A 26,121-nucleotide genomic window follows, 5' to 3' on the forward strand; every position below is an offset into this window, starting at 1 on the left:
TGAAATGTGTTTCCTCCTGTCTTATCTTGATGCCCGATGGGATGAGCGCTGTCTAATGGACTAGGTGCTTTCATCTGGACCATTGAAATGGCTGTTCAATTAATGTAAAGGAAATCTGGCTAGGATAAGCGGTATGAGCTACAGGGTTGCCCATCTTGATTCGCGCAAACGCGCTCTCGAAAAGCAAGAGAGCCGCGATCGTGACCAAGTGCGCCTCGATAATGGTTCGGTAAGCCCCGCTCAGTTGCGCCGCGAGAACTCAGCGTTCGCTGAACTTCCCCTTCACCGTTACAAGATGGTTGCTATCGGCGGCAAAGCATTGGCTCGCTCCTAAGAGAGAGCCGGAGATGATTGTCGACGGTGACGAAGATGCAGAGCCGCATCTTACAGCAGAAGAAGTTCAAACACTTCTCGGATTTGTTCAGCGATTTAATCCGGTCATAGTTGGCGGGCAAGCTGTTAATATTTGGGCCGAACTTTATCATGGCATGGACGAAGAGCTCGATGGCCTCGGCGAGTTGACGAGCAAGGATCTTGATTTCTATCATAACCGGGAAGCCGAGCGCGCGCTTGCAAACAGCCTAGAAGACGGCCTTCTGGAAATACCCTCCGGTGACAACCACACCCCGAATGCGGCAGTCGTAAAGGGCAAGCTTGGAAATCGTGACATAGTGGTGGACTTTCTTGCCCAGATCAAAGGGGTCGAGGGCAAGTCCCTCCTCGAAAATTCAATCACGTTTGCTGATGCTGAAAATCCAGAAGGCATTTCCGTCACATTGATGCACCCCCTGGACTGCGTTAGGAGCCGGCTGAGCAACATCAATATGTTAGGTCGGCGAAGCGATCACTCGTTGCGGCAGGCTGTTGCGAGCTTGTTGATCCTAGAATGCTACATCGAAGATCAACTGTCAGATTTGGAAAATAAGCCGGCGGTCAAACGAGCTCTCACTGCCCTTCGGGAGCTTGAGTTCATTGTCCGTGACTTGCATATCGGCAAGACAACAGAACGCGAGTTCGGCGATCAACTTAGGCCCGTCTCGATCCTCCAGAAATACCGTGAAGACGAACGTCTTGATGTGCGAGTGCGCGAGCATCAACTCCAGGGCATTCTGGAAAGGTTGGAAGCCAAGCAAAACGTTGCCGGTCGGCGTCGAAAGCGCATAATGAACGTGTCTGACGATTCTGATACTGAACCAGAGCAACCGGCACCGAGGTGGAGCTAAATCAATTGATGGTTCAGCCGGCCTTCAAAGTGTCGGCGCCCGGAGCCATGTGGACCGTCTTAAACAGCTACCTCCCAGAGATGCCGATGACGATCGGCCATCCAGGCGCGCCGAATTCTATTTGCCAACGCTGAGCCGCACTCTGCCGTGGTGATCGGCCGCTCAGCCTGATGGAGCGTGCGAACGGCGCAGCGTCGACGGTCAAAGTCTTTGAAAAGCCAGAGCTGCCCGTCGGCACCATCGCCGTTCCGGCGCCGCCGCACCACGCCGAGACATGCGGTAACCGCATGACGACATTGAGCGCCGACTGCTGCTGTTCGAGCGCCGAGATCCGCCTCCGTATATCATCGATGTCAGCGCCGATCTCGGCGCTCTTCCGTTTCAATTCATCCGTAACAAGAACCATACGCAACATCTCTTAGGATCGTACTGATCCTAAGAGATCAGCAGCTGGGAGTCTGGTGGCAGTTGCTACCCGACTCCGTAGTTTTGTCCTTACCGCATCGGTTTGACGAAACGGTTCGCCTTCGCCGCCCCATCCATCTCCTTGCGCCGGAAATAGATCGCCCGACCGCAGCGGATCGGATTGTGGCCCTGTACTATGATGATCTGTTCATCCTTGCGCATCCCCTGGGTGATCTCATGGGGCAATATTAGCGGTCGGCGCTGGAAATTGATGCTCTCGGATTTGCGCGGGCCACCGCCTTTTACATCCCAGCCAAGGTTGCGGGAGCGCCCCTGCACTTCGACGGTCATCTCCCCGCATTGGGCCGAGACATTGCGCGCCGTATCGAGGGCCTTGATTGCCGCATAGGAGGCGAAGGCGCAGCCGTCGATCCACGAGGTGGCGCCGTCTTTTCCGAAGTGCCGCTCCAACTGTCCGACAGACTGGTAAAGCAGCATCATGCTGATGCCGTATTTGCGACCGCGATCGCGCGCCTCTTCCAGCACCCTCATATAGCCGAGCAGGTCGACTTCATCCAGAATGAAGAGCGCTCGGCGGCTGAAGTTGCCATCGGCCTGGACCATGGCGTTGACCAGAGAGCCGATGATGACGCGCGCGATGCCGGGATAAGAGCGCAGGATAGACGCCGGTATGTTGAGGAACACGTCTTTCTTGCCACTAACGACATCGCTCGGCCTGAAGGCATTGCCGCAGACGAGAGCGGCATAACTGTCCAGTGAGAGCCATTGCGTATCCTTCGAGGCCGTCGAATAGACGCCGGAAAAGGTCTGTTCGGTCATGTTGGTGAAGACGCCGAGCGTTTCCCGGATAAAGGTAGATTTGGAATGTGCCTGGATGTCGCGCAGCATCGCAAGCACCGACGGCTCCGGCTCGGAAACGATCTGGCGCAGACTGCGCAAGTTTCGTCGGCCGGCATATTCCGGCGACAGCATGACATGGGCGAGCAGACCAGTCAGAAGGTTGTGCGCCTGGTTCTGAAAGTAGGAGCCCGTCGAAGATTCGAAGCGCTGGCTTTCGGAGAGAAGCATATGAGCAACGCCGACGATATCTTCCTCTTTGCGCCGAGAGTGCTCAATGCCATCGAGGACATTGAATCCGTTGATCGGGTTGTTTGGGTCGAGCACCATCACCTCACGCCCAAGTACTTGCGTGCGGTGTTCGGTCACCATCGGCGCGACTTCGGTGGAGGGATCAAGGCAGATGAGAGGACCTGTATACCGCAGCGCGGTCGGCAGGACATTGCTCGTCGTTTTATAGCCTCCCGATCCCGCGAAAAACAGCATGTGGGTGGAATCGAAGTCCTGGCCGTAGGTGAGAAGCGGCGCCTTGCCGCCTTGTCCCCAGGTGCGGTGATCGTTCGGGTCGAAAGGCAACTGATGGACGATATCCTTGTCAACGCGGTAGCGCTCACCGACGATGATCTCGCCGTTCGGCGGAAAGAGCTTTGCCGCTGCCGACATCGAAAGCCAATCCGCATCGCCGAAGGCTCCGCCTCTCACTCTTTTAAGGGCCTCGGCCACGACGACGGAGATCCGGGCGGCGACTGCCACCGCCATGAACCCCATGACCGCGCCGATGACAGCAACGAAATCCAGATACGAGAGCGCCCGGTTCCATGAAACGGCGCCGGCTTGTACTGCGGGGGCGAGGCGACTGTATTCACGCATCGCGTAGAAGCCGACCACGAGCAGAAAGCAGGCAAGGCTTGCCATTGCCACCGGCCTTCGCCGGTGCAAGGGCAGCGCCCAAACCGTCAATAACCCGGCCAGCGGCCCGAACAAAAGTGCGGGCGCAGGCGCTGCACGCAGGAACCAGTATTCGGTCCTGCCCGACAGGCCATGCGCCAGGATCGGCCATCGCCAGTTGACGACGTAGGCACTGATCGCAGTGACCGCGACCGGCACCAGGACGCAGAGCAGGCTTGGATGCAATCTTCTTTTGGACGTCATTCCCGTGGCTCCGCAATGGGCGAAGACAACCGATTGGGCGACGGAGCCCTGAACGCCTGTTCGCCGATATCGCGCAGCCGCCGATGTTCGGGCGAGCCCGGCACCACGCCCGCCAATTCGATCAGTCCACCAAGCAGGAACGCTCGATCGGTCTCCGAAAGGCCGGCTTTGACGACCAGGCCGCCAAGCAGAAATTTCTCGCGTGTTTCCCTCTTACGGTCAGCCGTCATGTGGAACCTCCGCCTGCGCTCCAGCGCCACGATCTGGCGGGCGATGCTTTTGAGGAGCCTGGGTCGCACGTTCCTTCTTCTCATCCTTGCGAAATCGAGCGGCGATCTCTTCGAAGATCCGGTCGATCTCCTCGTCGCCGAGCTCCAGTTCCGCCAGACCAGACTTCATTGCGGCTCGAGCGAAGCGTTCGGCCGATCTGGCTATCAAAGTTCTCCTGCGTTCTCGTAGCCTTTCGATCTGGGCATCGAGGTCCAATATCGTTGATCTGGTGGCCATGGGGTCCGTCCTTCCTAAAAATCGTTGCGTTGTTTCTCATCATTATACTAACTAGAATAAAATAGTTAAATAGGCTATTTTGCATCACCCCGAAATCGTCGCAGCTGGAGTTCCCGCCAGGCTCCGTGTTCCGCAAAGCGGCATCGGCCCTGCGGTCCGATCGGTTTGAGGGCGCAATATACGTCGCTCGCGCGACGTGCTTGGAAGGTGTGCGGAGCCGCTTGTGGCAATCATGTTCGTCAGAGCGCAGGTGATCAGCAGGGGAGCCGGACGCAGCGTCGTCTCGGCCGCCGCCTATCGTCATCGCGCCCGGATGATGGACGAACAGGCTGGCACGTCCTTCAGCTATCGTGGTGGGGGACCCGAGCTGATGCATGAGGAATTGGCGCTGCCGCAGCAGATACCGGCATGGCTGCACAAGGCGATCGATGGCCATTCGGTCGGCGCCGCCAGCGAGGCGCTCTGGAACGCCGTCGATGCTTTCGAGAGCAGGGCCGATGGGCAGCTCGCCCGCGAACTGATCATCGCGCTGCCGGAGGAACTGACGCGGGCGGAGAACATCGCGCTGGTGCGCGAGTTCGTCCGCGACAATCTCACCTCGAAGGGAATGATTGCCGATTGGGTCTATCACGATAAGGACGGCAACCCGCATATCCACCTGATGACGACGCTGAGGCCTCTGACGGAGGAGGGGTTCGGAGCAAAGAAGGTTCCGGTGACGGGCGAGGATGGCAAGCCACTGCGTGTCGTCACGCCCGATCGACCGAATGGCAAGATCGTCTACAGGGTATGGGCGGGCGACAAGGAAACCTTGAAGGCCTGGAAGATCGCCTGGGCGGAAACGGCGAACCGGCACCTGGCGCTCGCCGGCCATGAGATCCGGCTCGACGGTCGTTCCTATGCCGAACAGGGTTTCGACGGCATTGCGCAAAGACATCTCGGGCCGGAGAAGGCGGCATTGGCGCGAAAGAGGAGGGAGCTCTATTTCGCACCGGCCGATCTCGCGCGCCGCCAGGAGATGGCCGACCGGCTGCTGGCGGAGCCGGAGCTTTTGCTGAAGCAGCTCGGCAATGAGCGCTCGACTTTCGACGAGAAGGATATTGCCAAGGCGCTGCATCGATATGTCGACGATCCGGCAGACTTCACCAATATCCGCGCCCGGCTGATGGCGTCGGATGAACTTGTGATGCTGAAGCCGCAAGAGTTCGACGGAGAAACGCTTAAGGTCGCAGCCCCGGCGGTGTTCACGACACGGGCGATGCTGCGCATCGAATACGACATGGCGCAGTCGGCGCGGGTTCTGTCGGAGCAAGCAGGCTTCGGCGTTTCGGCTCGGCAGGTCGATGCGGCGATCGAGCGCGTCGAGAGCGGCGATCCACAAAAGCCGTTCAAGCTCGACGCGGAACAGATCGATGCCATCCGTCACGTCACCGGCGACAGCCGCATTGCCGCTGTCGTCGGCCTTGCCGGCGCCGGCAAGTCCACGCTGCTGGCGGCAGCCCGCCTTGCCTGGGAAGGCGAGGGGCGCCGAGTGATCGGTGCAGCACTTGCAGGCAAGGCGGCTGAAGGCCTGGAAGACAGTTCGGGCATCACGTCACGCACCCTCGCCGCCCTTGAGATCGCCTGGGCGAATGCACGTGACACGCTTCATCGCGGTGATGTGCTCGTCATCGATGAAGCCGGCATGGTGGCCTCGCAGCAGATGGCCCGTGTGCTTGACATCGTCGAGGAGGCGGGCGCGAAAGTCGTTCTCGTCGGCGACGCCATGCAGCTGCAGCCGATCCAGGCGGGTGCAGCCTTTCGGACGATCAGCGAACGCATCGGTTTTGCCGAGCTTGCCGGCGTGCGCCGCCAGCATGAAGAATGGGCGCGTGAGGCCTCGCGGCTCTTTGCCCGCGGCGAGATCGAGAAAGGTCTCGACGTTTATGCCCGGCATGGTCACCTTGCCGAGGCAGAGACACGCCAGGAGATCATCGATCGCATCGTTGCCGACTGGAGCCAGGCGCGCAGAGAGGCAATCGGTCGATCCGTTTCCGAGGGCAGGGATGGTCGGCTGCGCGGGGACGAACTGCTCGTGCTTGCCCACACCAATGACGATGTCGGCAAGCTGAACGAGGCGCTGCGTGCGGTGATGGCCGGCGAGGGTGCGCTTTCCGACAGCCGCACCTTCCAGACGGCACGCGGGGCGCGGGAGTTCGCCGTCGGCGATCGCATCATCTTTTTGGAGAACGCCCGCTTTCTCGAGCCGCGGGCCAGGAGTTATGGTCCGCAATACGTCAAGAACGGCATGCTCGGCACGGTCATCTCCACCGGTGACAAACGCGGCGAGGTTCTGATGTCGGTTCGTCTCGACACCGGCCATAAAGTCGTCTTCAGCGAAGACAGCTATCGCAATGTCGATCACGGCTATGCCGCAACGATCCACAAAGCCCAGGGCACCACCGTCGAGCGCACCTTGGTGCTTGCGACCGGCATGATGGACCAACACCTGACCTATGTGGCGATGACGAGGCATCGCGATCGCGTCGATCTTTATGCGGCAAGCGAGGATTTTGAGCCAAGACCGGAATGGGGACGCAAACCGCGTGTCGATCATGCCGCCGGCGTGACCGGCGAGCTTGTCGAAACCGGAGAGGCCAAGTTCCGGCCTGATGATGAGGATGCCGACGACAGCCCCTATGCCGACATCAGGACCGACGATGGAACCGTCCATCGGCTGTGGGGCGTGAGCCTGCCGAAGGCGCTCGAGGAGGGTGGCCTCTCTGAAGGCGACACCGTCACGCTGCGCAAGGACGGCGTGGAACGGGTCAAGGTCCAGATTGCCGTCGTCGACGAGGCGACCGGTCAGAAACGTTACGAGGAGCGGGAGGTCGACCGCAATGTCTGGACGGCCAGGCAGATCGAAACCGCCGAAGCGCGCCAGGACCGCATCGAGCGGGAAAGTCATCGGCCGGATCTGTTCAAGCCGCTCGTCGAGCGGTTGTCGCGCTCCGGCGCCAAGACGACGACGCTCGATTTTGAAAGCGAGGCCGGCTACCAGGCCCAGGCGCAAGACTTCGCCCGCCGCCGCGGGTTCGAGTATCTCTCGCTGGCTGCGGCCGAGATCGAGGGGGACATCCCGCGGCGCTTTGCGTGGATTGCCGCAAAGCGGGAGCAGGTGGAAAAGCTCTGGGAGCGGGCAAGTATGGCGCTCGGCTTTGCGATCGAGCGGGAACGGCGCGTCTCCTATAGCGACGAGCGAACTGAATCCCACCCCATGCCAGGCGCAAACGCCGGCAAAGCCCATTATCTGATTCCGCCGACCAGCGACTTCGCCAGAAGCCTCAACGAGGATGCACGGCTGGCGCAATTGTCATCCCCGGCGTGGAAGGATCGGGAAACCCTCCTGCAGCCGCTGCTTGCGAAGATCTATCATGATCCGGGTGCGGCACTTGTCGCCCTGAATGCGCTTGCTTCAGATGCCGGCACCGAACCCCGCAGGCTCGCCGACGATCTTGCCGTGAGCCCCGATCGGCTTGGCCGCCTGCGTGGCTCTGAGCTCATCGTCGACGGACGCGCGGCGCGTGAGGAGCGTATTGTCGCCTTGGCGGCTGTGACGGAATTGCTTCCCATGGCCCGCGCCCATGCGAGCGAGTTCCGCAGGAACGCCGAACGGTTCGAAAGCCGCGAGCAACAACGTCGCGCACATATGTCATTGTCGGTTCCGGCACTCTCCGAAGGCGCCATGGCGCGTCTCATGGAGATCGAGGCGGTGCGCAACAGGGGCGGGGACGATGCTTATAAGACCGCCTTTGCGCTTGCCGCGAAGGACCGCACGGTCGTGCAGGAGATCAAGGCGGTCAGCGAAGCATTGTCTGCCCGCTTCGGCTGGAGCGCCTTCACCGCAAAGGCGGATGCGGTCGCCGAGCGCAACATGGCCGAGCGCATGCCTAACGATCTGCAGGCCAGCGAGCGCGAGAAGCTGATCCACCTGTTCGAAGCCGTCAAACGTTTTGCCGAGGCGCAGCATCTGGCCGAACGTCAGGACCGCTCGAAGATCGTTGCGGCAGTCAGTGCCGTTCCGGACCCGGAGCAAGACAAGGGGGGAGGAAAGGAGAATGTGAGCGTGCTGCCCATGCTTGCCGCTGTCACCGAGTTCAAGATACCGATCGACGACGAGGCGCGATCGCGAACTCTCTCCGCTCCTCTTTACCGTCAGCAGCGTACGGCACTGGCCAACACGGCAAGGACGATCTGGCGCGATCCGGCAGGAGCTGTCGGCAAGATCGAGGAGCTGCTTGCAAAAGGCTTTGCTGCCGATCGCATCGCTGCTGCTGTGACCAATGATCCGGCCGCTTATGGCGCGTTGCGCGGTTCAGATCGTCTGATGGACAAGATGCTGGCTTCCGGGCGGGAGCGCAAAGATGCGGTGCAGGCCGTGCCCGAGGCAGCCGCGCGCCTGCGTTCTCTCGGGAGCGCCTATGCCAATATCTTCGATGCAGAACGACAGGCCATCAAGGCAGAGCGGGAGCGTATGGCGGTTGCTATTCCGGGCCTGTCGAAGGTGGCGGAAGAGGCGCTCATGCGTCTCACCGCGGTGGCGAGGAACAGAAGCCGTCAGCAAAACGCATCGCCTGCCTCTCTCGATCCGGACACCCGCCGGGAGTTCGCCGCCGTCAGCAAGGCGCTCGACCAGCGCTTCGGGCGCAATGCCATCATCCGCGGCGACAAGGATCTCATCAATCGCGTGCCAGAGGCGCAGCGCCAGGCCTTCGTCGCGATGCAGGAGAGGCTGAAGGTCCTGCAGCAGGCAGTCCGCGCGCAAAGCAGTCAGCAGATCCTGGCGGAACGGCGTCAGCGAGGCGTCAATCGCGGACGGGGGATTGATATCTAAAACATACCCGCGAAGCGAAAGGGGCCGTGAACGCCAGTGCCGAGGATCCGATCTCGGCGGTGGCTTGCTCGCAGGATCGAAAGACATCTCGTTAATTCTCGATCTATTTTCGTTTGCAGACTGGATGCCGATCAATCTCGCAAACAGGACGGAGCGCAAAGCGTGCAAGCTCAGCCAATCGCAATTTGAGGATATCGCCTCCACGATGATCCATGGCAGCCGTGGGAGCGCTCTTGCGTGGAACGATAGGCTTGGGCGCCACTTAAAGACTTGTCTCAAGGGGCGCTCGCAAGCGGTCAAAACAGGCGGCTTTGACGGGTGGTCCCCATCGGACGTGGCGCCGCCTGTAACCGCGAACCGCCAGCTACTGCCATTCCATTGTCCCGACGATCTGCTCACGCGTATACTCGCCGGCGGTAGAAAGTCGCCGGCCAGACATGTGTTGCCGACCAAAGAGTTTGAAGGTCGCGCAGCGCAAGGCGGACTGGGCTGTCAAAAACCGGTATGGCAAGTCTCGCAAGCCGGGTACTCCAATGGAGCTCGAGCGAGCGAGACGGTCTCAGGGGCGATCAAGGTTTGCTTACGGTCGTCCCGTAGCTTTGGGCTGCCCCAATCTTCTCGAGATCGAGACGCCGGAACACCCGCACCCAAAACATGAAATCACCTGCGCGGCCGTCGAAGCGCGCGCAAATTGCGCACCAGGCCGCAGCGGTTTTCGCGTGTCCTCCATATAATGAGCGGGCGGCACTGCTTGCATCCTCTACATCGGTGTCACTCCAGAAGTCGGGTGCGGCTGCGATGCAGCCGTACGGATTCTCTTCGGAAAAGTCATACATGCGGAAAGCCCCGTTACCGTCCGGGAACAGGTCGCTAAGAATATGCCGGACGTTGATCCCATCGGATGGGCCACGATCACGTGCCGTCCCTGGCAAATAGACCCTTTAGCGTGAAACTCTCTGCGCATACTCAACATTATGTTGCAACAAAAGGAAAAGGCAAGCTATAAAAATACGCGTAAAACGGGCGGGTCCTGGCGATGAGGTGCCAGTTGCAGGGCAATAATGGGAGCGGCGAGGCTAGTTATGGGGCATTGCAGGGGTTTGGGTGTTGTATCAAAAATATCGGGAAAAGTGATATCCGCTGATGGGGGCAGCCAATGAGCGAGCGTTTGGTGATCGTCTCCCAAGATGCCGACTACTATTTGATGCTCGCTTACATCTTGAAGGAAGCCGGGTATAGGCCAACACTCGTCGATATTCCGAGCGAAGCCGTGGCGATCGCCGAGGAAGGTGAGGCTGCAGCCATCATCGTCGACTGCCAGCCCGGTTCACAAAGTCTGGCTGATATCGCGACGGGATTGAAGGAACGAGACCTTGCCAGCGGCGTCACACTCGTCGCGCTGGTTGCCGAAAAAGCTGCATACCTCGACATTTTGAAGGCAAATGTCGATGAGAGCTTTACACGGCCGATGCCGCCGGAGCGGCTGCTTTCATACCTTTACGGTGCGATTGGCAATCCCGGTGATAAAGCAACGAAACGCTTCGTGCCAATGTCTCACGAATTGTCGTTGGACGCGGGCGCCCGGCGTGTCCTCGTCCGGGGTGCACCGGTCAGTCTCAGCCCGATCGAGTTCCGTTTGTTGAGCGCCCTTATGACTGATGCGGGACGGGTGTTCAGCCGCGCCGAACTGATCGGCATTGCCTGGCCGCAGCGAGCATTCGTTGAGCCACGAACTGTCGATGTTCATATCGGACGCCTGCGGCGGGCGTTGAAGCGTGTCCTTGGCCGAGATGTGATCCGCACGGTGCCAAAGGTGGGATATGCGATTGACATCCTCTGAAGCATCTGAATTCCGTCACCTTCACATCTTCACGGAAAATTCCCCAAAACTTGCCGCCTCTTTCGTTGTATGAACAAAAGATTCTCGGTTAGCGTGTAGTGCGTCCAAACTTGGGAGTACACCATGCAAGAGGCCGTTTCCGGCGCCGGGTCGCCGACCTTATCCTACAGAAACACCGCCAGCCTGGTCCGGCATGCCGGTCCTCACTTTGCCGCAGCCCACCTCGACGGCTTGATGGCACTTTATGTCCAACCAATGGATGGCAGAACGGTAGCGCTGCCCCTATCGGAGGGACGATCGGAGCGCATCGTCGACTTTGTTCGCTGCTCGTATCTCGGGCTGGACAATCACCCTTCCATCGTCGAGGGAGCATTCGAAACAGTTCGCCGTTACGGGACGCTACACTGGTCTTGCGCACGCACACGGCTCAACTTTGCTATTCTCGGAGACCTCGAGGACGCCCTCTCTGACCTGTTCGAGGCGAGGGTAATCACATACACAACGGTGCTCGCCGCCAATCTGAGCGCGCTTCCGCTGATTGCGTCCGGAGTTCTGACCGGCGGCAAAAAGCCGGTCATGGTCTTCGACCGCCTCGCCCATGCAACGCTCGCCTTCAACAAGCCAGTCGTCGCCGAAGAGTGCGAGGTCCGCACTATCGGTCATAATGATATTCAGGCGCTCGAAGACATTTGCCGTCAGAATGATACCGTCGCTTTCGTTTGTGACGGTGTCTATTCCATGGGCGGATGTGCGCCGATAACAGAATTGCGTGAGCTTCAGGAGCGATATGGGCTCTTCCTTTATATCGATGATGCTCACGGAATTTCGATCTTCGGAGAAAGAGGTGAAGGTTTTGCCCGATCGCAAATGCCGGAGGGCCTTGGCGAGTGCACGATAATTGCAGCGTCGCTCGGCAAGGGCTTCGGGGCTTCAGGCGGCATGCTCATGCTGGGAACGGCGTTCCAGGAAGAAATCTTTCGCCGCTTCGCTTTGGCGCATGCCTTTTCCGCCTCGATCAATGTCGCAGCAATTGGTGCCGCGCTCGCATCCCAGGCGATCCATCGCACACCGGAACTCGGCGTGCGGCAACGGGTGCTCGCTGATTACATTTCCCTTTTCGACGAACTCGTGCCGACCGCACAGGCGGGATCACGACTGCCCATCCGCACGGTTGTCGTCGGTGATGAGCTTGCGGCAATCGGTGCCGCGAGAGTGGTGTTGGACGCCGGCTACTATACATCGGCCATTTTCTTCCCGACTGTCGCCAAGGGAAGGGCAGGACTGCGTATATGCCCGACCGCCAGTCACACGGCAACCGAAGTGCGCGACGTCGCTGCAGCCATCAACCATGCCCTCAGGGCCTAAGGATTGGCATTTGTGCCCCGGGCGCCTCTCGCCCGGGGGCGCCTGGTTATCGAATCCAAGCGTTCCAACGCTCAAGCATCATCGCAGCATTTTCATTGATCCATTTGGCATCGGGGACGACGATGTAATCCCTGATGTCCTCGTCGCTTGGCAGTGCCGAACGTGCGGCCGGCGACATCAGCCCGATCGCATCGCGGCTGGGTGGGGTGCAGAGGAGCTCCTCGCAGACCCTCGCCTGCGTCTCCGGATGATCAAGCCAGTAGCCGATCAGCTTCTCCGCGTTTGCCCGGTCCGGGGCGCCCTTGATGATCGTCAGGCGATCACCGACGAGAAAAGATGCCTGCTTGGACCAGGCGATCTGACGCCCTTCCGCCTTGAGCGTGTTTGCGCGCGTCAACCAGATTTGCCCGATGCTGTAGTCGCCGTTGCGAAAGCCCTGAACGCTCTGATCACCGGTCTTCCACCAGAGCGATATTGCGGGGCGGATCTCATCGAGCTTCCTGAGTGCGCGGTCGACGTCGAGCGGGAAAAGCGTGTCGCGCGGGACGCCATCGGCCAGTAGCGCGGCAGCCATCACGCGCCAGGGGTCGTCGAAATTCGGGAACGAGCGGCCGCCTGGAAATCTAGTCTGGTCCCACATATCGGCCCAGCTCGATGGATTTCCCGCCTTGAACGCTGTCGGATCGTAGGCCATGAGCGTTGCGGTCGAAAAAAGCCTGGCGCCCGAACTGATGCAGGCATCCTCGACAAGGTCTGGCCGAGCGCGAAAGGGCTTGCAAAAGTCGCTCAGGTCTTCAGACGTCAGCCGATGCGTTTCGGCACTCGCCTGGATCTCGCCGTCAGGGTACAGGTCCCACGTTACATTGCCAGTCTTGACCATGGCTGCAGCCTTCGCCCGCATCTCGGCATTTGTCGCTGCGACCGAAACGACCTTGATGCCGGTCGCTTGCGTGAATGGTTCGAACCAGAATTTTCGGAGTGCCGCATCGTAAGCGCCACCGGTCGTCGCAATGACCACCTGCTCCTCCGCTTGCGCCACGCCCAAACTGCCAAGCATAAGGCAAGCAGCAAGCAGGAAAGGCTTCATCTCGGTTCTTCTTTTCATCGCGTGTTCCTCTGTCCGGATGAGATGGCCACGTCAGTCCTCCCCGCGGCCGACAAGGAGATGGATTGAGCCCATGAGGACGAGCGATATGGCGACGAGCAGCGTCGAAACCGATGCGATGACCGGGGTAAGGTTGAAATCGATGTCCTCGAACATTTTGCGGCTGATCGTTTTGCCGCCCGTATCGGAAATAAAGAATGCGACCGTTGCCTCGTCAAATGAGGCCAGAAAGGCAAAGACAGCGGCCGCTGACACCGACGGCGCGATGTTTGGAAGCACAACGTTGAAGAAGGCGCGGGTCCGGCTTGCGCCGCAACTTAATGCGGCAAGTTCAAGTGAAGGGTCGAAACGTTCAAGCGCCGCGGACACGGTGATGATGACGTAGGGAACCGAGAGGACGGTGTGCGCGACCAGGAAGCCAGCAAAATTGCCAGTCAGGCCGAGCGGCGAGAAGATCAGATAAAGAGCAACGCCGAAGACCACATGGGGGACAATCATTGGCCCCAGAGACAAGGCCTGCAGAAGTGGCTTTCCCGGCAGATTGCCGCGAACGAGGCCGATTGCGGCCATTGTTCCGATTGCCGTCGAAGCGATTGTTGTCGACAGCGCAATTTTCAAACTGAAGATCGTGGCCGCCTGCCAGTCCGGATCGGAAAGGAATTCGTGATACCAGCGAAGTGTCAGACCCTTCGGCGGAAACTCGATATAGCTGCCATCATTCAGCGAAATCGGGATAACCAACAGCGTCGGCAGAAACAGAAAGAACAGGATCGCGCCGATCAGGAGGCCCCCGAGAAGCTGCAAGAGCGCCTTGCCATAAGGTCGATGGCTACCCTTTGCTCGAGGGGCGGTGAACGAAGTGGTAGCTGCGGACTCAGTTAACACTGTTCATTCCTTTGCTGATGGAAAGGGCCTTGCGAAACGCAAGGACAAAGACGAGCGTCGTCGTAAGAAGCACCGTGGCGAGCGCTGCGGCGAATGGCCAGTCAAGCAGGACGAGGGTTTGCTGGCCGATGAGCGTTGCCATCATCAATGCTCCCGGTCCGCCAACGAGTGCCGGCGTGATATAAAAACCAATCGCCAGAATGAAGCACATGACGCACCCGGCGAAAATTCCAGGAAGACTGAGCGGGAAAGTCACACGCAGGAAGGCGTGGATGTGGCCGGCGCCGAGATTGCGGGCGGCCCGCTGGTATTCGGCAGGGATCGTGCGCAAAGCATTGCAGATCGGCAGGATCATGAAGGGCATCAGCACATGTGTCATCGCGACTATGACAGCCCCTTCAGTATAGAGGAGCTTCAGAGGGCTCGTAACGATGCCGGTTTCAATGAAGAGATTATTGACGATGCCGTTTCGCTGCAGAAGCACGATCCAGGCATAGGAACGCACCAGCACTGAGGTCCAGAGCGGCACGAACACTGCCGCCGCAACGATCATTGCAGTGCTGCCCTTGGCCCGCGCCATAAGATAGGCAACCGGGTAGCCAAACAGCAGACTCGCAACAGTGACAATCACGCCCGTCTGCAGCGTGCGAAGCAGAACGTCGAGATAGAGCGGCTCGCTTATTATTCGTTCGTAATATTCGAGCGTGAATTCAGGCGCCATGATGCTCAGAAAGATCAATCGACCGATCGGATAAACGAAGCCCGCGGCGAGCAGGAGGGTCAGCGGCGCAATGAGAACGAGCGTCAGCGCATGCGAATAGCGGCGGGACGAGTGGGAGAAAAGCCAGCTTGCTGGAGCGATTGGTGCAAGAGCCAGATTGTCGGTGGTCATGGTGATCTTACGCCTCCACATCGGCAAAGAGCCGCAGGCCATCCTGTTCGGCAACGACATCCACCGGCGTGCCCTTTACAAAGGGTGCTTGCATGCCATCGGCAGGTATCTGCACCTGGAGGATCTCGCGACTTCCAAAGTCAGCGCGAACGAGATGAAGGTCGAAGGAGCCTGCAAAGACGGAAGTTTCGATCCGCCCGGGCAGTGCGTTCTTTCCGCCCGCGCCGCGCGCTGCAAGGCCAAGGCGCTCAGGCCTGAGCGCCAGGCGAACACGGCCACCGATCCTTGCCGCACCGTCGTGACCGGACACTGCGTTCGGTGTATGAAAGACCACGTCTTCCCCCAGCTTGATTGCCTGGCTGCCGGCGGTCTCGCCTAGGAACTCTCCGCTCAGGAAGTTCATTTTGCCGACGAAATCAGCGACGAATGCAGTTTCGGGATTGCGGTAAATGTCTGCCGGGCTTCCGAGTTGTGCGATTTTCCCCTTGGCCATAACCGCGATCCGGTCCGACATGGTCAACGCCTCCTCCTGATCGTGAGTCACATAGATGACCGTCGCCCCGAGGCGCTGCTGCAATTGCTTGATCTCGATCTGCATGGATTCGCGCAGCTTCTTGTCCAGAGCCCCGAGCGGCTCATCCATCAGGAGAACAGGCGGCTCGAAAACTATTGCGCGCGCGACCGCCACTCTTTGTTGCTGCCCCCCGGACAATTCGTGCGGGTATCGTCTGGCGTAGTCGGGGAGCTGGACGAGGTCGAGCGCCCGGTTTACGCGTTCGGCTCGAAGATCCTTGCCAATGCCACGCATCTTCAGGGGAAACGCAATGTTTTCGGCGACGGTCAGATGCGGAAACAAGGCGTAACGCTGAAAGACCATCCCGATATTTCGGCGATCGGGCGATACCGCCGTCACATCGCGCCCGCCAATGACCAGTCGTCCTGCAGACGGGCTCTCAAAACCGGCAATCATCGTCAGCAGCGTCGTCTTGCCCGATCCCGATGGTCCGAGAATCGACAGGAATTCGCCTGCCGGAATGTCCAAGGTGACGTCACTTACGGCAGTCTGGCTGCCGTAGGCTTTCCATATGCGATCGATGAATACAGGCGCACCAATCAAAACGATGTCTCCTCCAGTTTGCGCGCTAGGACGCGCGTTGAAAACCTCCGGCCAGTGCGTGCGGCCGGGGCTGTGGGTACGACGCCGAAAAGATCGGCGGCTTTTGCGGGGGCGCTTTGCGCAGCCGCAACTTTGCGGATGTTCACGATGCCGTTATGCTGTGACATTACGGTAGCGCTTCTTGGGTAATTTATTTTTGTTGCAACAAAATTGCGACGATGTCAACGCATGGGGGTCGAAAATGAACAACAATGCAACCATAGGGGATCCGCCGACCTCGGACGAGCAGTCCGGACGCCTAAGCGACTTCGCCTATTCATCGATTAAGGAGCAACTCACGCGCGGCGCGTACAAGCCTGGTCACAAGCTGCCGATCCGCTCGGTTGCTGAAATGCTGAAAATCGGCTCGACGCCAGCTCGGGAGGCGCTCAACAGGCTGGTCTTCGAGGGCGCGCTCGTCATGGCGGGACCCAAGACTGTTATCGTGCCGCATCTCGATCCCGCCGCACTCTACGAGGTTACGCAGATGAGGCTGGCGCTTGAGGGATTGGCGACCGAAAAAGGCGCGCTCCGTGCAACCGATGCCGTGGTCGACAAGCTGTTGGCACTGCAGGGAAAAATTACCCTGTCTCTGGATGAGCGGCGCTATTCCGATGCCCTGCACGATAACAAGGAATTCCACTTCACGATCTATCGCCTTTGCGAGATGCCGCACCTTCTTTCGACCATTGAAGCCCTGTGGTTGAGGGTGGGTGCCTCGTTCCACGATCTTTATCCCGAATTTGCCGAAGCAAAGTACGGCGTCCGCAACCACATGGCTGCGATAGAGGGTTTGATGGACAAGGATCCGTCTGCAGTCCGTGCGGCGATGGAAAGCGACATTCGGGATGGCTACCGCCGCTTGAAGAAAGCGGCGCAGGAGCGCCTGAAGCGGCAATAGCATTGGTCGCAGCATTTTTTTGTTGCAACTTCTTCTGGCTCATGATTTTTGTTACAACAAAATTGTGAAGGGTCGCGTGGCGACCTACGTTGACCGGAGAGGATCCAGATGTTTCATCCAGACTTATCGCGCAGCGGCCGGGTTTTATCCCGGTCGCGGTCAGAACATTTCTTCAGAAGGGGGCGCCAGGTTTTTCCAACTGGAATAACGCGGGTCACGGTGGATCACGAGCCTAGCCCGCTTTACATCGCGCGCGGTGAGGGAGCATATCTCATCGATGTCGATGGCAACCGGCTCCTCGATCTCAACAATAATTTCACGACGCTGATCCATGGCCACGGTTTCCTTCCCGTTGCCGACGCGGTCGCGGATCTTCTTCATCGTGGAACCTGCTTCTCAAACCCTACCGAGCACGAGATCACCCTTGCCGAGCTGCTGATCGACCGCATTCCCGCGGTCGATCATATTCGCTTCGTCAACAGCGGGACGGAGGCTGTGATGTTTGCGATCAAGGCGGCCCGCGCATTCACCTGCCGGCCGGGCGTCGCGCGCATTGAAGGCGCCTATCACGGCGCTTACGACTGGGCAGAGACAGGACAGGCGGTATCGCCGGCCATCTGGAACGACCCGCAGCGATCGCCAGCTGTACCCGCCTATCGTGGCATGCCGCCCGCCGTTGGCGAAGAGGTGACCGTCATCCGTTTCAACGACGTCGAAGACCTCGAGCGTCGCATTGCTTCGGCAGCGCCGTCGCTTGCTTGTATCCTTATCGATCCGATGCCGAGCCGCGCCGGACTGATTGCACCTGAACCGATTTTCCTCGCAGCCGTTGGTGCGATCGCCAGGCAGCATGGCATTATCGTTGTTGCCGATGAGGTGCTCAATCTTCGACAGTCCTATAGGGGCGCTTCGGCCCGCTACGGTCTGCAGCCCGATCTGATCGCGGCAGGGAAGATCATCGGCGGAGGTTTTCCGATCGGTGCAATTGGTGGGCGCAGGGAGGTCATGCGGGTCTTTGCGAGTGACAGCGGCACGCCGCCGCTTCCGCAAGGCGGCACGTTCTCGGCAAATCCGGTATCGATGGTCGCGGGGCGGGTCGCCATGGAGGCAATGACCGAGGCGGCATTCGCCTCGCTCGAGAGCCTTGGTGACAGCATTCGCGCCGGTCTTCGCAGGGAGATCGCGCGTCGACGCGCAGCCTTCAGCGTAACAGGTGCCGCATCATTGTTTCGCATTCATCCGAAAAGAAAGGAGCCCACAGATTTCCGTGAAGCTTATCTGGAGCCCACGGAGGCAGAATTGATGGCACGGCTGTCGCGACACTTTCTCGAGTGCGGCATCTTACTGCCCAATGGAGCCGCAGCGTGCCTATCGACGGCAATGACCAGGGCTGATGGCGATGCGGTCGTCTCCGCCTTCGCAGATTTCCTTTCCGCACTTGATGCAAATCCAACCGAAGCAGGCATGTGATCATGGCCAATGATGTTTTCACCGTCGCCGAACGTATTGCGCATTCTCTCAAGAGACACAACGTCACCCATATCTTTGCTCAGAGCCTGCCTTCTGCGGTGATCCTCGCTGCCGAAGCAATTGGCATCCGTCAGGTCGCCTACCGTCAAGAAAACATGGGAGGGACCATGGCTGACGGCTATGCGCGTCTCTCCGGTAAGGTCGGCGTCGTCGCAGCGCAAAACGGACCCGCCGCAACACTTCTCGTTCCCCCGCTGGCCGAGGCACTTAAGGCCAGCGTACCGATTGTCGCCCTTGTCCAGGACGTTGAACGAGACCAGGCGGATCGCAATGCATTCCAGGAACTCGACCATCTCGCCCTGTTCCAATCCTGCACGAAATGGGTGCGTAAGGTGATCGTTGCGGAACGCATCGACGATTACGTCGACGCTGCCTTTACGGCAGCCGTGTCGGGCAGACCAGGACCGGTCGCGCTACTGCTTCCCGCGGACCTGTTGCGGGAGAAGATTGCGCCGTCAGCATTTCGGCGTGAGGCGGCCCTGGGTCATTGGCCGGTTGATCGTTTGCGTCCGCGCGATAGCGACATCGAGCGCGCAGCTTCGATGATTGCGGCAGCTCAAGCGCCCATCATTATCGCCGGAGGCGGCATTCATGCAAGCCGCGCCGCCGGCGAACTCTCGGCACTACAGGACGAGGCCTCGCTTCCCGTCGTTACGACAAATATGGGCAAAGGTGCGGTCGACGAATTCCACCCTCTGTCGGCGGGGGTCCTCGGTGCGCTTGTTGGCCCGAAGTCGCTCGGGCGGCACAGTGTTGCGCTGGTCGAAGAAGCCGATGTGGTCATTCTCATAGGCACACGAACCAATCAGAATGGCACCGACAGCTGGCGCCAAATTCCCCCATCAGCGTCGGTTATCCATATCGATGTCGATCCGGTGGAAATAGGCCGAACCTACGAGGCGGTCAGGCTGGCTGGGGATGCTGCGGAAACAATCGGCGCGCTCCGCAGAGTGCTCGCTGAATGCGACCTTTCCTACCGCGCATCGAAGCGCGAGGAATTGGAGTCGCGTATTGCTGGGTTCTGGCGCGCATTTGAAGCAGAACGGCAATCAGTTGCGCGGTCGGACGCAAGTCCAATCCGTCCCGAACGGATCATGTTCGAACTGCAACGGATGCTAACGGCCGATACGACCGTCGTCGCTGATGCTAGCTATTCCTCCATGTGGGTTGCCGGCCAGCTTCGGGCACTTTCGCCTGGCATGCGATTTCTCTCGCCGCGAGGCCTTGCTGGACTTGGGTGGGGCTTGCCGCTTGCGCTCGGCGCCAGAGCCGCAAGACCAGAGACGCCGGTGGTGGCGATCGTGGGAGATGGGGGCTTCGCCCATAGCTGGGCAGAGCTTGAGACCATGGTGCGGAGCAAATTGCCCGTCCTCATCATCGTCTTGAACAATGGCGTGCTCGGCTTCCAGCGTGACGCGGAAACGGTCAAGTTCGGCAGCTTCACCACAGCCTGCAACTTTGCAGACGTCGACCATCAGAAAATTGCCGAAGCCTGTGGCTGCCCGGCGGTTCGCATCTTCGATCCCGCTGATCTTCCTAGATACCTGGAGCGGGGCCTGGCTGGGCCGGGTCCGCTCCTGATCGAGGTGATGACCGAGCCTGGCGCTCATCCGCCTCTGTCGCTGTTTGCTGCAATGGATGAAGCCGCATGAGCGCCGCACTCCGCACACCTGTTGCGGTCATCAGCGGGGGCACAACGGGGATCGGTCTTGCCACAGCGTTTCGTCTGCTCAAGGCCGGTCATAGAGTGGCTGTCTTCAGTCATGGCGAGGCAAGCGTCGAGGCCGCCGGCGCAGCGCTTGCCGAAGCTTCCGGGTCGGGGCAGTCGCTCGCAAGACAGGTAGATCTCCGCGACCCGGCTGCCATCACGGATTTCTTCACCGAAGTCGCCTATGTCTTTGGGGCCCCCGAAGTTCTCGTCTGCAACGCCGGGATATCGCCCAAGGGCCCCGACGGACCTCCTGACGTCGCCGATCTTGCCCTTGAGGAGTGGAACGACGTGCTCTCGGTCAACCTAACCGGCACGATGTTGTGTTGCCGGGCCGTTCTGCCTGCCATGAAGGAAAAGGGTTATGGGCGCGTCATCTTCGTCGGCTCCCTTGCAGGCCGGACGAGACCACGGATCGCCGGAGCGAGTTATGTCGCATCGAAGGCGGCGCTTTCAGGGTTATCCCGCGTGCTGGTCTCCCAATATGCTTCCTACGGCGTAACATCGAATGTCGTGGCGCCCGGTCGCATCCTGACGCCATTGACCGGATCCGCGGAAACAAAGACTAACATCGACGCCCTCACTCGCATTCCGACCGGCCGGCTTGGCGTTCCGGACGATGTTGCTGCCGTAATTGCGTTCCTTGCGTCAGAAGATGCCGGTTTCGTCAATGGAGCCATTATCGATGTGAACGGCGGCGAGTTCGCGCCGAGCTAAGGCCGGCCGCTTATTATAGGACGCAGAGGCGATCGATATGACTGCTGTCATTCTGGTTTGCTCGCAGGATGCCGAACTTTATCTGCTGCTTGCGCATATTCTGCACGGCGAAGGTTTCGAGGCTCGGCTAGCAGCCACTGAAGACGATGCCGCGGAGGCCTGCACTTCGGCAGCAATTTCCGCAGTCCTCCTGGATTGTGGAAGCTGGCCCAGCGATATTGCGGCGATATGTGCGCTGTCAAAGGAGGCCAGACTTCCCCTCGGCGCCCTCGCCGGAGGAGAGCATGCACAGCACCTTCGATTGATCAAGGCCGGCCTTGAAGATGTCATCGCGCGGCCTTTGTCGCCAGCGAAGCTCATTGCCTTTTTGAATGGCGTAAGGCCGCGGCCGGAGCCCACGATATCTTCAAGTTTTGTCATTCCTGCCGATTTGGTCGTCGAAGATCACGCGGTCGTCGTCGCAGGGAAGAGAATCAACCTTGCGCCCATGGAGGCGCGCATCCTCAAGTTTCTGGTGGAAAGGCAAGGAGAGATCAGCACCCGTGAGCAACTCATTGAGGCCGTATGGCCTAACCCACGGTATGTGGGCCGTCGGGCCGTCGACGTGCATATTGGCCGGCTGCGAAGAGCGCTCGCAGAACTTCGGAATGTGCGGGTCCGCACAGCCTACGGCGCAGGCTACGCCGTTGAGTTTCACGAAGCGTGAATGATTGTATGGCCATCATCATGTGAGCATATAGATTGCGATGGTCCTGGACGGACGGGATCTGAATGCGTCAAAATGGACTGCCAAAGACGCCGCTTTACAGGTCTAAGTGAGGTCTGACCGGGCATCGGTCGACGAGGCGCCATATTGCCTGAGCTTATCCAAATGCTCGGAGCAGACGATCTTCACAAGCTCGAGCAACAAAGCCGTTTGCTCTGCCAGCCAGTCAAGTGCCTCCTCGTTGATTTCGAAATACTTGGAATAACGCGCCTTCACATATGCCTCGTTCAGCGTGTTAAACCAGGCGCGCTCGCGATGCTGATCTCGAGGAAAGGCTTCGGCAAGGCGCCGGTCCTGTTCTTCGGCAAGCGACCGGAGGAATTTGATGTTGTGGGAAGGCTGGCTGTAGTTAGTTAGCGTCAGCAGCACGCAGGAGTAGGCCTGCTCGAGCGATTGGTGAAGACTAAATGCAGCCCAATTTCCCCACGCATCACCAGTCTTCGCTGATTTGCCAAGTTGGAATTTCGCTGTTTCGAGAATAGCCGTTGCTTCGTTGAACCGTTGGTCAAAGTGCTCCTTCGCGACCCGATATCGTTCGGTCGCCGGGAGCGGCTTCGGTTCAGCAAGCGGCTCATCATCAAGTTCATAGAGAACGATACCTTCCTTGCGAATGTCGGAGAAGAAGTACTGTCCCTCCTTGAGATAGTTGTTCACCTCTCGCCTGGAGTGGACGATGAAGCTTACCGGCGTATCGATCGACTTGTCGTGGATCAGGCGGTCGGCAGCCTTGTACCAATATTCAGCGAACTCGCAGAGCTTCCGGTTGTTGACGATGATTAGCAGATCGAAGTCCGAGCGATAACCCTTCATCGTGAAGGGCTCATCAACCCAGCCGCCCCTGGCGTAGGAGCCGAACAAGATGATCTTCAAAATGCGCCCGCGCTTCTTGAACTCCGCTGTGCCGTCCTTCAGGGCGTCGTCGAATTCCTCGTGGAGGATTTCCAGCACGCGGCCAATCTCGCGTTGTTTACGAAGCGGAATATGATCGAGGGACAATTTCATGCACCATCGATAGGTGAAAGATCTCGCACCGTCCACCCGCAGTTTTAACGGTTGCGATAGCGTCGATGATAATCTTCGGTCACGATTACTTAGACGTCAACGCCAAGATAGACTGCTGGCGGTCGACCGCCCCAGTCGCCTTCTGTGTCAGCAGACGCCGGCGGCATTGTGAGCGCGCGATCGTGTCTCAGGCCTCCTCCTAGTGATCGAAAATACCGTCATCTGATCCAGGGTTCGTCATCTCGTTTTCGAGACAGCATCAGGTACCGTAACGCCTTCCAGTATTGGCTTTGACTTTCCACTATTTGTACGGTAATCGCGGACAAATATTGCTCAGCGTAAAGCACAGGGCCGTCCCTGTCGGTTTTGGCGTTAGTTTTCCCGCGTCCGTAGAAAGCTTTGTACAACTATGCCACGCGTCAGAAAACGGTCAGTTGCAAGCGTGTTTTAGGCATCGAATGTGCCCCTTAGACTCGAAATGCCACCGCGGCCGAGCAGCGGAGCGTCCGCGGCGGCAAACGCGCGCCAGCGGGCTTCTGTGGCGGAAATGCCAGAAAAGCAGGGGTTTTGGAGATGGCTGCAGAAGGCAAGAGGTTGCCGGCAGTGCGCGAACTCAATTCCGGAGAAGAGCAGGGCCATCTTTACCGCCGGCGGCCGTCGAATGCTCGTTCGGGGAGTCCGTCATCCTACGCGAAAATCGGCTGTAAAGCCCGGAAAACTGGGCATTTCCGATCATCAAGGATGATCGACATCGCCGATTTTCTGCACCAGATCAACCAACCATCGATAAGCGATACTTATCGGAAGTGACAGGCCGTTGTGACAACGATAGCGGATGGCGGAAATTAAAGGCGATTTCACTTCAGGTAAAGAAAAAAAACGTAGTTACCCCACGTGGTTACCAAGTGTGAATGTTGGAAGGGCAAGTGAGCGGTAACTCGGCTTTACAATTGCGGATGCCGAATGAGTAGGGCAGAGGACCAAGAGGCCGGAGAGAATCTAGGCACACGTCCCCTACTCATAATGTGCTACGACCATGTCGGGTGCAGTGGCTACATATACCGCATATGGGTTGTTGATCGATTAAGTTGTAACAAGTACAATCGAAGGGTGAGCAAGATTATCCAACCGTCTTTCCTCCATGGAGCAGAACATGCGAAACTTACTCGTCCTATTGCTGCCCGCCACTTTGCTAACTATTTCAAATTCCCTGGCGCAGGAGAGCGTCCTGAGCGGATCAGTAATCATAGAACCGCGCGTAGACCCGAATGAAATGAGGGCGCTCAGCAACGCGTACCCCACTCCAAACAAACCTGATCGGGCAACGTTCGAAGCGCTGAGGACTCAGCGCGGAACGACAACCAAAATTCCAGAAGAGGTCGTCGTGAAGTTATGCAGCGGCAAAGACGGCTGCACGGTAAGAATTGGAATGCACAACTGGGATGACACTGGGCGCGTTGCCTCGCGCCATTTCTTATTCTTCTACAACAAGGAAAACGGCGCATGGCGTGCCGAGGCGGGCGATGTCGCCGGCACAAACAAGAACAATGGAACTCAACACGTCAACAATTCTTGGGCCTGTTATTTTACTGATGGTCTGTATGAGAATTGGCAGGATAAGGGCGATACTGACGGCAATTTTGGTTTGCTATCCTGGAATCAGTATAACGCGGACTGCTATCTCACACTGGTCAACTAACCTTTTCAGTTTAGAGCTAGATTTATACCTCGCTGGATGTCGAAGTTACCGCAATTGGAGCAGTGCTACGTGGCGACGCTCCGGAACAAAATCGCTGGCCGCTGGCCTCGAATGCGGCAGAGACGAACGGCCGGACGAATGGTGCGGCGTGCTGCGGCCGGCGTAAGGGCTGCCGGCAGTGCTACAGGCTATCGTGACCCTCGATAGCCAGGTTGATGGCAGCCCTGCAGCATGCGACCTAACTTAGCCGCCTGCTGGCCGCCGCTCCAGGCTGGCATCGCCATCGCGGGAGCTCGCTCGGCCTCAAATCAATGCGCCTCAATCGGCGCCGTCACGCGTCACCCGGCCTTTTGAAATTCAACCTTGACCGCCACTCTCGAAAAATTGCGAGAGATCTCCCCGGCCGGAGTGTTTTTGCGAGCGAGTGCCGCCGCTCGCTCGACACGCAACGTGGACTTAAAACCAGAACAGCATCGGCGGTGGTGCATCAGCCTTGGCTTCGTACCCTTAGGAAGCAATCCCTGGTAGGCTACGGTCGCCGCGGGGAGGATGTAGAGCGGCGGCGGCTTGTAACTCCCCGAATGGTTGCTAGAAATAGGTATATCAGAGGTGGGGAAAGCAATGTCAGGTAAGCCAGCGCGTAGGAAGAGCTGCTTTGTTGTCGGCCCGATTGGCGACGACGACAGCGATGATCGGATTCATGCTGACTGGCTACTGGAAGATATCATCGAGCCCGTTTTCCAAGAATCTTTTCAGGACTACGACGTGCGCCGTGCCGATAAGATTTCAAATCCCGGCCAAATCACTTCACAGGTAATTACAGCCCTTCTCGAAGCCGAGCTTGTAATCGCCGATTTGACGACGCTCAATCCGAATGCCTTTTACGAAATCGGTATTCGCCATACGATTCAGAAGCCTATCATCCACATGCACCTCGAGGGCCAGCGCATACCTTTTGATATCGCACCTTTCCGCTCCATAAAGTTCTCCCGCCGAAGGCCGTTAGACATCCGAGCCGCACGAGGACTGCTGCACGCGGCGATAACGGAAGCGATAAAACCTGACCATCAAATCGACAATCCCGTCACATTCTCACGTGGCAAGGTCGATTTTGAGCAGACGGCCACCCCGAAAGAGAGAATTCTCGAAGAACAGCTCTACTCGATGGCAAGGAGGTTGGGCATGCTAGAGGAGGAAGGCCTGCTCGCAACAAGTATGCTCCGGCGAGCGCGGCACCATTATTTCAGCAAGCCCACGCGGGGTGGCGATAAAATCACGATGACCGTCACCTCCCGGAGCAGTGTGAACAACCGCGATTTGGTAGACGAGGTTGCGAGATGGGTCGGCCGGTTCTTCGATAGCTTCGGTATTGAAACATCAGAAGACCTTCTTCACGAGGTGTACGTTACCGTTGACGACACCGATGAAAGTCGGGCCAAGGCTGTACAGTTCGTGCAGGACTATCGAGGCGAGGGATACGAAGTCCGACTGCATAATTCCGGCACAAACTCTATAGATATTTTCTCATAGAAGGTGC

The 26,121-nt window shown here is 58.7% G+C and carries 23 protein-coding genes; 13 read left to right on the forward strand and 10 right to left on the reverse strand.

Going from position 1 to position 26,121, the window contains the following annotated elements:
- Positions 1 to 133: 133 nt before the first annotated feature.
- Together NMA58_RS24245 and NMA58_RS24250 are read left to right on the forward strand one after the other, a co-directional pair.
- Positions 134 to 334 (forward strand): hypothetical protein, encoded by a 201-nt coding sequence (locus NMA58_RS24245; RefSeq protein ID WP_097601279.1) that lies wholly within the window; start codon positions 134 to 136, stop codon positions 332 to 334.
- Between the two features lie 13 nt (positions 335 to 347).
- Positions 348 to 1,223 (forward strand): hypothetical protein, encoded by an 876-nt coding sequence (locus tag NMA58_RS24250; RefSeq protein WP_430959751.1) that lies wholly within the window; start codon positions 348 to 350, stop codon positions 1,221 to 1,223.
- A gap of 67 nt (positions 1,224 to 1,290) precedes the next feature.
- Here NMA58_RS24250 and NMA58_RS24255 read toward each other — a convergent pair whose 3' ends face one another.
- The 4 genes from NMA58_RS24255 to NMA58_RS24270 all read right to left on the reverse strand — a co-directional run bounded on the left by NMA58_RS24255 (position 1,291) and on the right by NMA58_RS24270 (position 4,145).
- Positions 1,291 to 1,629 (reverse strand): hypothetical protein, encoded by a 339-nt coding sequence (locus NMA58_RS24255; protein ID WP_221128644.1) that lies wholly within the window; start codon positions 1,627 to 1,629, stop codon positions 1,291 to 1,293.
- A gap of 89 nt (positions 1,630 to 1,718) precedes the next feature.
- Positions 1,719 to 3,638, reverse strand: coding sequence for a Ti-type conjugative transfer system protein TraG (gene traG, locus NMA58_RS24260; protein ID WP_434714237.1), 1,920 nt, complete (start codon positions 3,636 to 3,638; stop codon positions 1,719 to 1,721).
- On the reverse strand, positions 3,635 to 3,868 hold the full coding sequence (locus NMA58_RS24265; protein ID WP_221157805.1) for a conjugal transfer protein TraD: 234 nt from the start codon (positions 3,866 to 3,868) through the stop codon (positions 3,635 to 3,637). Before NMA58_RS24265 ends, traG begins: the two co-directional genes overlap by 4 nt.
- Positions 3,858 to 4,145 (reverse strand): TraC family protein, encoded by a 288-nt coding sequence (locus NMA58_RS24270; RefSeq protein ID WP_221157804.1) that lies wholly within the window; start codon positions 4,143 to 4,145, stop codon positions 3,858 to 3,860. The genes NMA58_RS24265 and NMA58_RS24270 overlap by 11 nt, the downstream gene beginning before the upstream one ends.
- Positions 4,146 to 4,368: 223 nt before the next feature.
- On the opposite strand from NMA58_RS24270, the gene traA reads away from it, so the two are divergent.
- On the forward strand, positions 4,369 to 9,018 hold the full coding sequence (gene traA / locus NMA58_RS24275) for a Ti-type conjugative transfer relaxase TraA (protein ID WP_434714239.1): 4,650 nt from the start codon (positions 4,369 to 4,371) through the stop codon (positions 9,016 to 9,018).
- A 569-nt stretch (positions 9,019 to 9,587) separates the two neighbouring features.
- Here traA and NMA58_RS24280 read toward each other — a convergent pair.
- Positions 9,588 to 9,854, reverse strand: a complete 267-nt coding sequence (locus NMA58_RS24280; protein WP_434714240.1) for a hypothetical protein — start codon at positions 9,852 to 9,854, stop codon at positions 9,588 to 9,590.
- A gap of 320 nt (positions 9,855 to 10,174) precedes the next feature.
- Here NMA58_RS24280 and NMA58_RS24285 point away from each other — a divergent pair, with 320 nt between their 5' ends.
- Both NMA58_RS24285 and NMA58_RS24290 read left to right on the forward strand, forming a co-directional pair.
- Positions 10,175 to 10,858, forward strand: a complete 684-nt coding sequence (locus NMA58_RS24285; RefSeq protein WP_221131000.1) for a winged helix-turn-helix transcriptional regulator — start codon at positions 10,175 to 10,177, stop codon at positions 10,856 to 10,858.
- A gap of 123 nt (positions 10,859 to 10,981) precedes the next feature.
- Positions 10,982 to 12,223, forward strand: coding sequence for an aminotransferase class I/II-fold pyridoxal phosphate-dependent enzyme (locus NMA58_RS24290; protein ID WP_434714241.1), 1,242 nt, complete (start codon positions 10,982 to 10,984; stop codon positions 12,221 to 12,223).
- 46 nt (positions 12,224 to 12,269) lie between these two features.
- Here the strand turns inward: NMA58_RS24290 and NMA58_RS24295 are convergent, their stop codons facing one another.
- From NMA58_RS24295 to NMA58_RS24310, 4 genes are all read right to left on the reverse strand, one after another.
- Complete coding sequence (locus tag NMA58_RS24295) at positions 12,270 to 13,328, reverse strand: extracellular solute-binding protein (RefSeq protein ID WP_434714242.1); 1,059 nt, start codon at positions 13,326 to 13,328, stop codon at positions 12,270 to 12,272.
- A 33-nt stretch (positions 13,329 to 13,361) separates the two neighbouring features.
- Positions 13,362 to 14,132, reverse strand: a complete 771-nt coding sequence (locus tag NMA58_RS24300; protein WP_434714244.1) for an ABC transporter permease — start codon at positions 14,130 to 14,132, stop codon at positions 13,362 to 13,364.
- A 70-nt stretch (positions 14,133 to 14,202) separates the two neighbouring features.
- Entirely contained in the window at positions 14,203 to 15,111 is a 909-nt protein-coding gene (locus tag NMA58_RS24305; RefSeq protein WP_434714372.1) for an ABC transporter permease, read from the reverse strand.
- A gap of 1 nt (position 15,112) precedes the next feature.
- On the reverse strand, positions 15,113 to 16,222 hold the full coding sequence (locus tag NMA58_RS24310; RefSeq protein ID WP_434714245.1) for an ABC transporter ATP-binding protein: 1,110 nt from the start codon (positions 16,220 to 16,222) through the stop codon (positions 15,113 to 15,115).
- A 241-nt stretch (positions 16,223 to 16,463) separates the two neighbouring features.
- Between NMA58_RS24310 and NMA58_RS24315 the strand changes: the two genes are divergently transcribed.
- From NMA58_RS24315 to NMA58_RS24335, 5 genes are all read left to right on the forward strand, one after another.
- Positions 16,464 to 17,162 (forward strand): GntR family transcriptional regulator, encoded by a 699-nt coding sequence (locus NMA58_RS24315; RefSeq protein WP_221130997.1) that lies wholly within the window; start codon positions 16,464 to 16,466, stop codon positions 17,160 to 17,162.
- Positions 17,163 to 17,270: 108 nt separating this feature from the next.
- Positions 17,271 to 18,632, forward strand: coding sequence for an aspartate aminotransferase family protein (locus tag NMA58_RS24320; protein WP_434714246.1), 1,362 nt, complete (start codon positions 17,271 to 17,273; stop codon positions 18,630 to 18,632).
- 2 nt (positions 18,633 to 18,634) lie between these two features.
- Positions 18,635 to 20,344: an acetolactate synthase catalytic subunit gene (locus NMA58_RS24325; protein WP_434714247.1), complete on the forward strand. Its 1,710-nt coding sequence runs from the start codon at positions 18,635 to 18,637 to the stop codon at positions 20,342 to 20,344.
- Entirely contained in the window at positions 20,341 to 21,117 is a 777-nt protein-coding gene (gene fabG / locus NMA58_RS24330; protein WP_434714249.1) for a 3-oxoacyl-ACP reductase FabG, read from the forward strand. The genes NMA58_RS24325 and fabG overlap by 4 nt, the downstream gene beginning before the upstream one ends.
- Before the next feature lie 37 nt (positions 21,118 to 21,154).
- Positions 21,155 to 21,823 (forward strand): winged helix-turn-helix transcriptional regulator, encoded by a 669-nt coding sequence (locus tag NMA58_RS24335; RefSeq protein WP_434714250.1) that lies wholly within the window; start codon positions 21,155 to 21,157, stop codon positions 21,821 to 21,823.
- Positions 21,824 to 21,928: 105 nt separating this feature from the next.
- On the opposite strand, the gene NMA58_RS24340 is transcribed toward NMA58_RS24335, so the two are convergent.
- Positions 21,929 to 22,885: a nucleotidyltransferase and HEPN domain-containing protein gene (locus tag NMA58_RS24340; protein ID WP_183706042.1), complete on the reverse strand. Its 957-nt coding sequence runs from the start codon at positions 22,883 to 22,885 to the stop codon at positions 21,929 to 21,931.
- A gap of 573 nt (positions 22,886 to 23,458) precedes the next feature.
- Between NMA58_RS24340 and NMA58_RS24345 the strand changes: the two genes are divergently transcribed.
- The 3 genes from NMA58_RS24345 to NMA58_RS24355 all read left to right on the forward strand — a co-directional run bounded on the left by NMA58_RS24345 (position 23,459) and on the right by NMA58_RS24355 (position 26,114).
- A complete protein-coding gene (locus NMA58_RS24345; RefSeq protein WP_434714253.1) occupies positions 23,459 to 23,695 on the forward strand; it encodes a hypothetical protein in 237 nt (78 codons plus the stop codon).
- A 343-nt stretch (positions 23,696 to 24,038) separates the two neighbouring features.
- Entirely contained in the window at positions 24,039 to 24,584 is a 546-nt protein-coding gene (locus NMA58_RS24350) for a hypothetical protein (RefSeq protein WP_221159168.1), read from the forward strand.
- A 621-nt stretch (positions 24,585 to 25,205) separates the two neighbouring features.
- Entirely contained in the window at positions 25,206 to 26,114 is a 909-nt protein-coding gene (locus NMA58_RS24355) for a hypothetical protein (RefSeq protein ID WP_434714254.1), read from the forward strand.
- Positions 26,115 to 26,121 lie beyond the last annotated feature (7 nt).

The sequence above is a fragment of the Rhizobium sp. YTUHZ045 genome (assembly GCF_051124255.1).
Lineage (GTDB): Bacteria > Pseudomonadota > Alphaproteobacteria > Rhizobiales > Rhizobiaceae > Rhizobium.

What these genes read in the sequence shown, in the direction of transcription:
- NMA58_RS24245 (WP_097601279.1), top strand. Translation starts at nt 134, where the DNA reads ATGAGCTACAGGGTTGCCCATCTTGATTCGCGCAAACGCGCTCTCGAA.
- NMA58_RS24250 (WP_430959751.1), top strand. Translation starts at nt 348, where the DNA reads ATGATTGTCGACGGTGACGAAGATGCAGAGCCGCATCTTACAGCAGAA.
- NMA58_RS24255 (WP_221128644.1), bottom strand. Translation starts at nt 1,629, where the DNA reads ATGGTTCTTGTTACGGATGAATTGAAACGGAAGAGCGCCGAGATCGGC.
- traG (WP_434714237.1), bottom strand. Translation starts at nt 3,638, where the DNA reads ATGACGTCCAAAAGAAGATTGCATCCAAGCCTGCTCTGCGTCCTGGTG.
- NMA58_RS24265 (WP_221157805.1), bottom strand. Translation starts at nt 3,868, where the DNA reads ATGACGGCTGACCGTAAGAGGGAAACACGCGAGAAATTTCTGCTTGGC.
- NMA58_RS24270 (WP_221157804.1), bottom strand. Translation starts at nt 4,145, where the DNA reads ATGGCCACCAGATCAACGATATTGGACCTCGATGCCCAGATCGAAAGG.
- NMA58_RS24280 (WP_434714240.1), bottom strand. Translation starts at nt 9,854, where the DNA reads ATGTATGACTTTTCCGAAGAGAATCCGTACGGCTGCATCGCAGCCGCA.
- NMA58_RS24285 (WP_221131000.1), top strand. Translation starts at nt 10,175, where the DNA reads ATGAGCGAGCGTTTGGTGATCGTCTCCCAAGATGCCGACTACTATTTG.
- NMA58_RS24290 (WP_434714241.1), top strand. Translation starts at nt 10,982, where the DNA reads ATGCAAGAGGCCGTTTCCGGCGCCGGGTCGCCGACCTTATCCTACAGA.
- NMA58_RS24295 (WP_434714242.1), bottom strand. Translation starts at nt 13,328, where the DNA reads ATGAAAAGAAGAACCGAGATGAAGCCTTTCCTGCTTGCTGCTTGCCTT.
- NMA58_RS24315 (WP_221130997.1), top strand. Translation starts at nt 16,464, where the DNA reads ATGAACAACAATGCAACCATAGGGGATCCGCCGACCTCGGACGAGCAG.
- NMA58_RS24320 (WP_434714246.1), top strand. Translation starts at nt 17,271, where the DNA reads ATGTTTCATCCAGACTTATCGCGCAGCGGCCGGGTTTTATCCCGGTCG.
- NMA58_RS24325 (WP_434714247.1), top strand. Translation starts at nt 18,635, where the DNA reads ATGGCCAATGATGTTTTCACCGTCGCCGAACGTATTGCGCATTCTCTC.
- fabG (WP_434714249.1), top strand. Translation starts at nt 20,341, where the DNA reads ATGAGCGCCGCACTCCGCACACCTGTTGCGGTCATCAGCGGGGGCACA.
- NMA58_RS24335 (WP_434714250.1), top strand. Translation starts at nt 21,155, where the DNA reads ATGACTGCTGTCATTCTGGTTTGCTCGCAGGATGCCGAACTTTATCTG.
- NMA58_RS24340 (WP_183706042.1), bottom strand. Translation starts at nt 22,885, where the DNA reads ATGAAATTGTCCCTCGATCATATTCCGCTTCGTAAACAACGCGAGATT.
- NMA58_RS24345 (WP_434714253.1), top strand. Translation starts at nt 23,459, where the DNA reads ATGGCTGCAGAAGGCAAGAGGTTGCCGGCAGTGCGCGAACTCAATTCC.
- NMA58_RS24350 (WP_221159168.1), top strand. Translation starts at nt 24,039, where the DNA reads ATGCGAAACTTACTCGTCCTATTGCTGCCCGCCACTTTGCTAACTATT.
- NMA58_RS24355 (WP_434714254.1), top strand. Translation starts at nt 25,206, where the DNA reads ATGTCAGGTAAGCCAGCGCGTAGGAAGAGCTGCTTTGTTGTCGGCCCG.